The sequence below is a fragment of the Dellaglioa carnosa genome (assembly GCF_026948345.1).
GTDB lineage: Bacteria > Bacillota > Bacilli > Lactobacillales > Lactobacillaceae > Dellaglioa > Dellaglioa algida.
On record NZ_JANXLI010000003.1, the window covers coordinates 59,098 to 70,264 of the forward strand.

Here is an 11,167-nt window from a genome sequence, read left to right on the forward strand (position 1 = left end):
GACAACGTAAGTTCGGAGGAGAGGCGATATTATGGCCGAAAGTGAAGCACAACTTGAAGAACGTTTTATTGGGTATCTAGAAAAATTAAATTATAAACGAGTCGAATTACGTTCGCTTGATGAAATGATTGCACATTTTAGAGCAATATTAAATCAACGTAACGCTGATAAATTAAATGGGAAATTATTAACGGATGGCGAATTTTCACGAATCATGTCGAAGTTAACAAGCGGGAACGCGTACGCAACTGCACATATCTTAAGAGATCAAACATTAACGATCCAAAGGGATGATACTAATGAACCAACGTTGTATCTGAACTATTTTGATACGAAAAATGCGGATAAAAATATTTATGAGGTTACAAATCAAGTAACTGTGATGGGTGTTAATGAACACGAAAACCGATATGATGTAACGATTTTGGTTAATGGATTACCACTTGTTCAAGTTGAATTGAAAAAACGTGGTGTTGAGAATCACCAAGCCTTCAATCAAATTGGACGTTATCGACAGGTTTCTTATCAAAATCTTTTCAGATTTATTCAAATTTTTGTGATTTCTAACGGTGTAAATTCACAGTATATGTCTAATACTGACGGTAAGATTAGTGCGGACTTTCTATTTAATTGGACGGATGAGGGAAATCATCGTTTTAATGAAATTCAAGATTTTACGAACTCATTTTTAGAAATTAACCGACTGCATTCAATGATTTCAAAGTACTTTATTTTTGATGAACGAAAAAAAGTCTTGATGGTGATGCGCCCTTATCAAGTATATGCGACAGAGGCGTTAGTGAACCATGCGCTAACAACGAATGAGAATGGGTATATCTGGCATACAACGGGTTCGGGTAAAACCGTGACGTCGTTTAAAGCAGCAACGTTGCTGGCCCAAGAAGAAAGCATTGAAAAAGTTATTTTTATGTTAGATCGCGCTGATTTGAATAAGCAGACGACCGATAATTTTACGGCGTTTTCTGAAGAACTAGATTTATTGAGCGGGACAGAATCGACCTATGACTTAGTTAGACAACTTAAAGGACAAGAGACACAAGTTGTCATTACCACTATTCAAAAAATGAATTATGCAGTTACCCGTCATGAAGCGGGGTTAGCAGCATTAAAAGATAAAAAAGTTGTCTTTATTGTAGATGAAGCTCATCGGACAACTTTTGGTGAACAACAAAAGGCTATTAATGGTTTCTTTTCAGAAGCTCAGTGGTTTGGATTTACTGGAACGCCGAGATTCAAACAGAATCCGGCAGGCGATGGTAGAACAACCGATGATATTTTTACAACAATGCTACATTCGTATCTAATAACGGATGCGATTCGAGATAAAAATGTGTTAGGTTTCCAAATTGACTATATGAGTACGCTTAAAATGGCAAACGCGGTTGATGATGGTGAAAAAGTTGTTGGAATTGATACGCAAGAAGTTTATGAATCTGAAGAGCGTATTGCCGCAGTAACTAAAAATATTTTAGGACAACATCTACAACGGACGCGCAATGGTAAATTTAATGCCTTTTTAACAGTTAAAGATACTAAGTTAGCAGTTGCTTATTATGATGAATTTAACAAGCAACTAGCCGATTCTAAAAAAGACATTAAGGTGGCAACTATATTTACCTGGGCGGCAAATGAGGATGGTAATGAAGATGAGTCAACGCAATCTCATTCACAATTACAAATGGACCGAATTATAGATAATTATAATAAAACGTACCATACGCAGCATTCGACGAATGAGTTCAGAAAGTATGCTGAAGACGTTCAAAATCGCGTGGAAAAAAATGATCCATTAAATCGGATTGATATTTTAATTGTGGTCAACATGATGTTGACTGGATTTGATTCTAAAACTCTGAACACGCTCTACGTCGACAAAAATTTGGAATATCACAATTTAATCCAAGCTTATTCAAGAACAAACCGTGTTTATGATATGAATTTAAAACCATTTGGACAAATTGTTGCTTACCGTAAGTTAAAAGAACAAACGGATGAAGCACTTGAGTTATTTGGTGCAACTAATAGTGTAGGTGCCTTTTTACAGCCACCTTTTAATGACATCAAAGCCGATTATCAAAAAGCAATTGATGAGTTACTTGAATATGTGGGAACACCACAAATGGTTGATGATTTACCGGATGAAGAGGCGCAAAGTAAATTTATTAAACTTTTTAGAACGCTCGCTCGAGTTGAACGAAAAATGGAAGGTTATGCTGAATTTGATTTAGCTAAATCTGGTTCAGAGTTTGGTTTTACTGAACAGGATATGAATGACTATCGTTCAAAATATTTGGATATTTATATTAACCAAGGGGGTCATGATAAGGCCTCAATTCTTGATGAAATCGATTTTGAAATTGATCTTATTGAGGAAAATACAATCAATACAAGATACATCAAAGGGTTAATTGGACAACTTGACTTAGCTGCTCCAGAAGATGAACGTAGAAAGGCAGTTAAAGAATTAATAGATGGAATTAAGAGTTCTAATGATGCTAACCTGTTTTTGAAACGAGACTTATTGATCTCATTTCTTGAAAATGAGGTACCCAGCTTAAGTTCAGATATTAAAATTGAAGATGCGTTGTTAGATTTCTTTGAAGAACAAGAAAAAATTGCTGTTCAAACGTATTCGAAAGAAAATGACGTTCCAGAATCAGCGATTAACGAAACGATTAGTGAATATAAGTTCACTGGTCGAGAGAAGAAAGAGTCGCTGAAAAAAGGAATCGGCGCACCGCTTAAAAATAAACGGAAAATTGAATCGGCATTGAAATTCGCCATTCAAACCGTTAAAAAATTCACTATAGGAGTTTAATTAATGACTGAAAATACGGATACTGTACAGCAACAACAGGCTAACCTACAAAAAGCACTTTGGGCTGCCGCAAACGATTTACGTAGTAATATGGATGCCAGTGAATTTAGGAATTATCTGCTTGGCATGATTTTTTATCGGTATTTATCACAAAAAACAGCAAAATATGTGGACACTTTACTGGAAGATTATCCTGAATTAACAACTTATCAAGAATTGGTTGCGGAAGCTGGGGAAGAAGACGTTCGCGCCGAATTGTTAGATACGCTTGGTTATGTCGTATTACCTGAAGATTTATTTTCTAATATGATTAAAGAAATATCTGCTAATAACTTTTCTGTTGAACATTTAGAAATTGCGGTAAACCGTGTTCAAAGCTCAACAATCGGAACGGATTCAGAACAAGATTTTGACCATCTGTTTGACGACATGGATTTGAGTTCAACTCGTTTGGGTAGTTCGGTAACAGCTAGATCTGGTTTGATTGCGAAAGTAATGCTTTCAATTAATTCAATTGAAACAGACTACGATAATACTCAGATTGACGTTCTTGGGGATGCGTATGAATATTTAATTGGCCAATTTGCGGCAAGTGCTGGTAAAAAAGCTGGTGAATTCTATACACCACAAAAGGTTTCAAGTATCTTAGCTAAATTGGTCACAATGGATAAAAAGAAATTACGTAACGTCTATGATCCAACGGCTGGTTCGGGTTCGTTGTTACTTCGTGTCGGGGATGAAGCCGAAGTTAGCTATTACGCGGGTCAAGAATTGAATGGAACAACTTATAATTTAGCTCGCATGAATCTACTTCTTCATGACGTTTCTTTTGATGACTTCAATATTGAGCAAGGCGATACGTTGGAAAATGATAAATATGGCGATCAAAAATTTGATGCAGTAGTCGCAAATCCACCATATTCAGCTAACTGGAATGCCGATGCATCTAAGAATGATGATCCACGTTTTGGTTCATTTGGTAAATTAGCGCCTAAATCAAAGGCTGATTTTGCCTTTGTTGAAACGATGCTTTACCATTTGTCCGAAGAAGGTACGATGGCTGTAGTCCTACCTCACGGGGTATTATTCCGTGGTGCCGGTGAGGGCTTAATTCGTAAACAAATGATTGAATCAATGAATGTCCTTGATGGTGTAATTGGTTTACCGGCTAATTTGTTCTATGGCACAAGTATCCCAACAACTATTTTAGTATTCAAAAAGAATCGGACTAATGATGATATCTTCTTCATCGATGCGTCAAATGATTTTGAAAAAGCGAAGAATCAAAATAACTTAACTAATGAGCACGTAGATAGGATCATTGCAACATATCAAAAACGTGAAGATGTTGAAAAATATGCGCATAAAGCGGAATTGGCCGAAATTGTGGAAAATGATTTTAACTTAAATATCCCACGTTATGTGGATACTTTTGAAGAAGAAGAACCTATCGACTTAATTCAAGTTAGTAAAGAACTTGTTGATTTGAATGCAGAAATTAAGAAATCAGAGGCAGAATTTCGAGCTATGCTGGATGAATTAGCCATGACCGACGAAACAAAAGACTTGATTGAAGCGACAAAAGAGGTATTCAAATGAGCGATAAAATGACGCCCGAGATACGGTTTAAAGGGTTTTCTGACGATTGGGAACAGCGTAAATTGGGAGATATTCTAAAGGTTAACTCAGGCCGCGATTACAAGCACCTGCACAGTGGAAATATTCCGGTTTACGGAACTGGTGGATACATGTTAAGCGTAGATGACAAACTATCCCAACAAGACGGAATAGGGATTGGCAGAAAAGGTACTATCGATAGACCACAATATCTTAGTGCCCCTTTTTGGACTGTAGATACTTTATTCTATTTAACACCCTTAAACAATCACAAGCTTAACTTTATTCAACAAATTACTTATATAATAAATTGGAAAAAATATTCTGAACAGACTGGCGTTCCAAGTTTATCTAAAAATTCTATTGAAAAAATAGATATTAATGTCCCTGAGATCACTGAACAAACTAAAATTGGGGAATTATTAAGAACGCTAGACACCACTATCGCTCTTCATCAATTTAAGATAAAAAAAATTCAAAAAATAAAACAAGGACTATTACACGTTATTACTCCTAAAAGAGGTCAGTTGATACCTTTTTTACGATTTACAAATTTTTCTTCTTCTTGGGAACAGCGTCAGTTGGACTCTACCGGTGAAATCATTACTGGATCAACCCCATCAACTTTAAAAAGTGAAAATTATTCAACTAATGGGTCACCTTGGGTTACACCAACAGATATTATTTCAAAAACGACAATAAATACCGCTAAAAAACTATCAAAAGTTGGTGAATCAGCTTCAAGAATGGTTCCAGCTAATACCATTTTAGTTACAAGTATTGCAAGTATCGGAAAAAATACAATGTTATTAGTACCCGGTAGTTTTAATCAACAAATAAATGGAATAGTTCCTGACAATAATAATGATTCCTACTTTTTATTAACAATGTCAGAACTTTGGTCACGCACCATGAAATCATTTGCTAGTTCCGGTATTATGCAAATAGTTAATAAATCCGAATTCAGTAAAATGAAATTTCCATTTCCAGATACCAAGGAAGAACAGATGAAAATTGGATACTTGTTTAGGCAACTAGATAATACCATTGCTCTTCATCAAACAAAAATCAAAAAACTCCAACAAATTAAAAAAGCTTACCTTCAAAAAATGTTTATCTAGCGTTATCTTTGAAGTAATCGTTAACCTCCTAAATAATAAAGAAGATGATTTAATCATCAACTATAATTTAGGAGGTTTTTTGTATGGTAAGCAAAAAAAAGAAGGAACAACTGTTTTACGATTATTTTGAAGAATGGGTGGAATTATACAAGGTAGGTGCGGTACGACAGGTTACGTTACAAAAATATCGAATGACAACCCAACGATTAGTCGAACTGGCACCAAAGTTAAAGATGGGTGAATTGAATCGACAACGTTATCAAGAATTATTGAACGAGTATGCGATTACGCATGAACGACAAACAACGATGGATTTTCATCATCAAATAAAAGGATCCATTATGGACGCAGTAGATGAAGGTATTATTGATAAAAATCCAACTAGGAAAGTTATTATTAAAGGACGAGCACCCAGTGAGAAGAAAATAAAATTTCTCAATCAATTTGAAATTCAGGCGTTGTTTCGAGAAATGAACTTGGCTGACGAAATAAATTGGGATTGGTTTATTCTATTAGTTGCGAAAACGGGACTACGCTTTTCTGAAGCACTGGGACTAACGCCTAACGATTTCGATTTTTCGAAACAAAAATTAACCGTGAATAAAACATGGAACTATAAGCGAGCTCACGGCAGATTTCAGGAGACAAAAAATGAATCTTCTAAACGGAAAATTCAAATCGACTGGCAAACGGCCATGCAATTTTCTCAGTTGATTAAGGGATTGGATCCGGATGAACCTATTTTTGTGAAGAGTCGTGTATTTAATTCAACTGTGAACAATCGATTGAAAGTACTTTGTGAAAAAGCTGATAGTCCGGTTATCACAGTTCATGGATTAAGGCATACGCATGCATCATTACTTTTATTTGCGGGAGTATCGATTGCGAGCGTTGCAACAAGGTTAGGTCATTCCAGCATGACGACTACGCAAGAAACTTATTTGCATATTATTCAGGAATTAGAAAACAAGGATAATGATAAAATTATGCAACACCTTGCTTCTTTAATGTAAATGTAAAAATGAAAAAGATTGAATCCAGTTATATTTTCTGAATTCAATCTTTTTTGTGTTAGATAAACATTTTTTGAAGGTAAGCTTTTTTGATTTTTTGGAGTTTATCGATTTTCGTTTGTTGAAGGGTAATCATAATATCCACGTGTTTCAAAAATTTTTTTATTGTTAATTGTTCTTGATTATCTGGAACATTAATTTTTATTTTTGATAGTGTGGGGAATTTCAAATTCCAGGTATCCGATGTTAAACCCTGCGAGTTTTTTTGGAATATCTGTATCATATCATTTCTTTTAAACAGAAATGAGAATAATTCAGCGTCTATTCCTTCCCTTGGCGTAATTACTGTGTATGCGGGGCTTAGTATTCCGTCATAAACGGAGTATCCGCTGGCGCCCTGCCACATGCGCATTGAATTGTACGCAATATCATTTTTTTTAACAATCTTATAATTTGATTTGTTCGAACTAGAATTATCTTTTCTGATTAACTCTGAAGATTTGATTACACCTGAATTTATTGTAACTGAGATTAATTCACCCATGCTACTACGATCAGAACGTTCAGTAAATATCTCTCCTAACTCTCGCTGATTCCAATTGTCCTTGAAGTTAGTGAACCTTAATTGGGGTACGCTCTTATGAGCTGTCGGAAAAAGAGACTGTAGAAAACTTTTTTTCGCTCTCCTAAGCGTAAGAGCCTTCTCCTGATGAAGAGCGATAGTGTTATCTAATTTATTAAATAACGTTCCAATTTGTTCTTGCTCGTCAATTTTAGGAATATATATCATTCTTTTTTTCCAATCAGCTATGTTAAACACAAGTTTTTCAATATCAATCCCATAGGAACTGAGAAAAAACATCTTATACATTTGTGGAAGTTTAGATATTATGGTTAGGAAATTTGTGGTTATATTATCATTTTCGATTGATACGAAGTACTCATTAGATACGATTGCCCCATCTAAATGATCAGGAACTAACCCCGTTGCTCCATGGACGACTTGACGTTTAGATATTAAGAAATCTCCAGAATTTAATTGGTAATAATTTTTTACTAAGATATCTTTTCCCTTAAAAAAGCCTCTAGAAACGATCCCTTCATTTCGTCGTTTCACAGTTACTAGTTGGTAGTTTATATTGTCATACATTTTTATAGGCCGCTTAGTTTCTGTAACGATATCTCCCAGTTTACGCTGTTCCCATGTGTCAAAGTTAAACGTTTCATCGAGTAATCAAAACGTTGTCTACAAAAAAACGCAATACTAATGCCATAAATCAATTTCTATGACATAATAAAAATATACTAACTAAATTAATGGGGTAACCAATATGAACTTTGAAGATGAAATTCCAACAATCACAACGACGGAACTTGAAGCATTACTGTCGGAAAATCCACAGATTATTGACGTTCGTGAAGATTACGAATTTGCCGAAGAACATATTCTGAATGCAATTAATGTCCCACTAGGTGAAATTGATAATTATGAGTTGAATGGTAAAGCATACATCATTTGTCGATCAGGACAACGTAGTGCGCAGGCTGCTGATATTTTGTACGAAAAAGGAAACAACGTGGTCGATGTATACGGAGGAATGCTTAGCTGGCAAGGTCCTACAGTTACAGAGGGGTAAACGGTTTCATGATTTTTATGATTTAAGAACGGAGAGGGGGACATATTACTTGTATGTACCCCTCTATTTACTCTATAATAATTAAAATGAGTGTTTAAGTATTAGAAATTGATGATTATTTGCTTTGTTTTGGGTGGGGACTAAGCGTGAGTAAAATTAGGAGGGTCAAGATGATTGAACTAAGCGGAACTTTTAATAAATTAAATCAGCTGTTGAGCTTATACGGGAAGCAAGACGGGCTTATGGATATTAAGCAACTGGGGACAATTGACATATACTATTTGAACGCGATTGAGCAGTTAAAAAATCCAACAATTGGACGAGTGTCAAAATTGTTGAATCAATCAACACCAAATACGAATTACCATTTAAAAAAGCTAATCATGTTAGGGTTAGTAGTGAAAAAGGCAGATGTTTCAGATAAACGGGTGATTCACCTGGTTGTAACGGATAAATATAAAGAGTTAACGGCTGTTGATAACGATTTTTGGAATCAATTAGAAAGTAAGCTAGAGGAACAAGTAACGGGTAAAGATCTAGCGACTTTTAGACGCGTATTAAAAGAAACAATTAATCAAATTGAAGCAATGGAATAAATTTATAATAATAAATTATTCTGGCAAAAATAGCGTACTTAATTAATAAGCATTAGCTATAATTTAATGGATCGATACCTATGAAGAACGATAATAACATCGTTCTTTTTATTTTTGGCAAAAATGATTTAACGCTTGCGATATAAAAATGAATAGGGTATGATAAGTAAAGAGAAACGAACAGATGTTCTACTATTGAGAGGATGGGTTACTAACTATGGCTAATAGAAGTATTGCAACCGGAGACGGTAAGAGAAAAGACGGTAAAGAACGCGAAGCAGCATTAGAAAAAGCGTTATCAGCAATTACAAAAGAATTCGGACAAGGTGCTATCATGAAGATGGGTGACAAGGCCGATACGAAGATTGATGTTAACTCAACGGGTATTTTATCGTTGGATTACGCATTAGGTGTAGGTGGTTTCCCTAAAGGCCGTATTATTGAAATATACGGACCAGAAAGTTCTGGTAAAACAACGATTGCACTTCATGCAACTGCAGAAGTGCAAAAAAATGGTGGTACAGTGGCTTATATCGATGCTGAAAATGCGATGGATCCTGCATATGCTACAGCATTAGGTGTAGATATTGATGGCTTACTATTATCACAACCAGATACTGGTGAACAAGGATTAGAAATCGCAGACGCCTTGGTATCTAGTGGCGCTGTTGATCTTGTTGTTATTGATTCAGTTGCAGCCCTAGTGCCACGTGCCGAAATTGAAGGCGAAATGGGTGACGCTCATGTTGGTTTACAAGCCCGTATGATGTCGCAAGCACTCCGTAAATTAGCCGGTTCAATTAATAAGACAAGAACAACGGTTATTTTCATTAACCAATTGCGTGAAAAAGTTGGGGTTATGTTTGGTAGCCCTGAAACAACGCCAGGTGGCCGCGCTTTGAAATTTTACGCAACGATCCGTTTAGATGTTCGTCGTCGCGGACAAATTAAAGATGGTACTGATGTCATCGGAAATGAAACAACGATTAAAGTAGTTAAAAACAAAGTCGCACCACCATTTAAGATTGCTGAATTAAACATGATGTATGGTTCAGGTATTTCAGCGACAGCCGATATTTTAGACCTTGCAGTTGAAAATGGGATTGCTGAAAAAGCCGGTTCATGGTTCTCATATCATGGTGAACGTTTAGGTCAAGGTAAACCAAATGTTGTTAATATTTTGGAACAAAAACCTGAAATGTTACATGAAATGGATCAAGAAGTTCGTGCAAAAATATTTGCACCTGAAGAAGAACCTGCTAAAAAAGTTAAAGAAGAAGTAACAGCGCCAAAGAAAACGACTAAAAAAGCAAAAAAAGCTGATGATGATGCCCCAGTATTAGATTCAAAAATCGAAACATTGGATTTACCAGAAGCTTAATAAGATTAAAAAGCAGCCCGCATTTAAAATGTGGGCTGCTTTTTGTTTCTAACTATATGGAAGGATCGATTAAAACGTCGATTAATTTTGCTTGGGTTGGTGTCAAAATGTGACTCGTACGATAAACAAGTGACATTAAAAATTTTGGTTGATCTTGTTCTGATAAGGGTAGTGCAACTAAGTTGTCTGAAGGATCTAGGGCAAGTTCTGTTAAGAATCCAACTCCGATATTTTCGGCAACCATTTTTTTAATAATTTGACTGTCGCTTGTTGTATAAATGATTTTCGGTTTAAAGTGATTCTTAGTAGTTAGTTCTTTAAATGCAATAGGATGAACAAAACCCTCATTTTGCATAATGAATTTTTCGTTACGAAGTTCGGCAAACTTAACGGATTCTCTTGAGGCAAGCGGATGTTCCTTACTGACAATAATCTTAAAATTTTTAGACGCAAAATGCCTAACTATTAGGCGATCATCTTCAATCGGTTCAACTGACCCTAGTAAAGCCATATCCAGGGAACCATTTATTAACTGGTGAAGTAGGACTTGTGAGCCATTTTCTACAGTATCAAGATGGTCCATCAATCCCGTTTTGAAAAGGTTGCCCACAATCTGTGGGAAATAGTAGGTTCCTATAATAGGGGGTAGACCAAAGCGAACGCGTTCATTTTTAAGTTGTTCAATCTCTTGGTTCGCAATTTTCAATTCCCCTAGAATTATATTAACGTGTTCAGCAAATTGTTCTCCGCTAGGCGTGAATAAAACTTGCCGATGTGATTGGTCACGAATGATTAAGGTTGTTTCGAGTTCTGCCTCCAACCGTTTCATAGAAGTTGTAATTGTGGGCTGACTTACTGAAAAATAATTAGCAACTTTTGAAAAATTTCTTAAATTAATTATTTGTTGGTAATATTCTAAATCTCTAATATTCATCATAATCCCCTTGAAATAGGCTTTTTTAA

Annotated in this window: 9 protein-coding genes and 1 pseudogene; 7 read left to right on the forward strand and 3 right to left on the reverse strand. The window is 35.5% G+C overall.

Annotation, left to right across the window (positions count from 1 at the left end):
- Window positions 1-31 precede the first annotated feature (31 nt).
- From N0K80_RS05005 to N0K80_RS05020, 4 genes are all read left to right on the forward strand, one after another.
- Window positions 32-2,839 carry a type I restriction endonuclease subunit R gene (locus tag N0K80_RS05005; RefSeq protein ID WP_269023981.1) on the forward strand — a complete coding sequence of 936 codons (2,808 nt, stop codon included), beginning with the start codon at window positions 32-34 and terminating at the stop codon, window positions 2,837-2,839.
- A gap of 3 nt (window positions 2,840-2,842) precedes the next feature.
- The gene (locus N0K80_RS05010) at window positions 2,843-4,438 is read left to right on the forward strand and encodes a type I restriction-modification system subunit M (protein ID WP_269023982.1); all 1,596 of its coding nucleotides are present in this window, start codon (window positions 2,843-2,845) and stop codon (window positions 4,436-4,438) included.
- On the forward strand, window positions 4,435-5,577 hold the full coding sequence (locus N0K80_RS05015; RefSeq protein ID WP_269023983.1) for a restriction endonuclease subunit S: 1,143 nt from the start codon (window positions 4,435-4,437) through the stop codon (window positions 5,575-5,577). The genes N0K80_RS05010 and N0K80_RS05015 overlap by 4 nt, the downstream gene beginning before the upstream one ends.
- Window positions 5,578-5,660: 83 nt before the next feature.
- Window positions 5,661-6,590 carry a site-specific integrase gene (locus tag N0K80_RS05020; RefSeq protein WP_269023984.1) on the forward strand — a complete coding sequence of 310 codons (930 nt, stop codon included), beginning with the start codon at window positions 5,661-5,663 and terminating at the stop codon, window positions 6,588-6,590.
- 58 nt (window positions 6,591-6,648) lie between these two features.
- Here the strand turns inward: N0K80_RS05020 and N0K80_RS05025 are convergent, their stop codons facing one another.
- Both N0K80_RS05025 and N0K80_RS05030 read right to left on the reverse strand, forming a co-directional pair.
- Window positions 6,649-7,311, reverse strand: a complete 663-nt coding sequence (locus N0K80_RS05025; protein WP_269024052.1) for a restriction endonuclease subunit S — start codon at window positions 7,309-7,311, stop codon at window positions 6,649-6,651.
- A pseudogene (locus N0K80_RS05030) lies at window positions 7,300-7,785 on the reverse strand (restriction endonuclease subunit S); the annotation flags it as partial. The gene N0K80_RS05025 and the pseudogene N0K80_RS05030, both read right to left, overlap by 12 nt.
- Window positions 7,786-7,921: 136 nt before the next feature.
- Here N0K80_RS05030 and N0K80_RS05035 point away from each other — a divergent pair.
- The 3 genes from N0K80_RS05035 to recA all read left to right on the forward strand — a co-directional run bounded on the left by N0K80_RS05035 (window position 7,922) and on the right by recA (window position 10,204).
- Window positions 7,922-8,227, forward strand: coding sequence for a rhodanese-like domain-containing protein (locus N0K80_RS05035; protein ID WP_269023985.1), 306 nt, complete (start codon window positions 7,922-7,924; stop codon window positions 8,225-8,227).
- 170 nt (window positions 8,228-8,397) lie between these two features.
- On the forward strand, window positions 8,398-8,823 hold the full coding sequence (locus tag N0K80_RS05040; RefSeq protein WP_057974442.1) for a MarR family winged helix-turn-helix transcriptional regulator: 426 nt from the start codon (window positions 8,398-8,400) through the stop codon (window positions 8,821-8,823).
- A 217-nt stretch (window positions 8,824-9,040) separates the two neighbouring features.
- The gene (gene recA, locus N0K80_RS05045) at window positions 9,041-10,204 is read left to right on the forward strand and encodes a recombinase RecA (protein WP_112250585.1); all 1,164 of its coding nucleotides are present in this window, start codon (window positions 9,041-9,043) and stop codon (window positions 10,202-10,204) included.
- A gap of 52 nt (window positions 10,205-10,256) precedes the next feature.
- Here recA and N0K80_RS05050 read toward each other — a convergent pair whose 3' ends face one another.
- Window positions 10,257-11,141, reverse strand: a complete 885-nt coding sequence (locus N0K80_RS05050; protein ID WP_269023986.1) for a LysR family transcriptional regulator — start codon at window positions 11,139-11,141, stop codon at window positions 10,257-10,259.
- Window positions 11,142-11,167 lie beyond the last annotated feature (26 nt).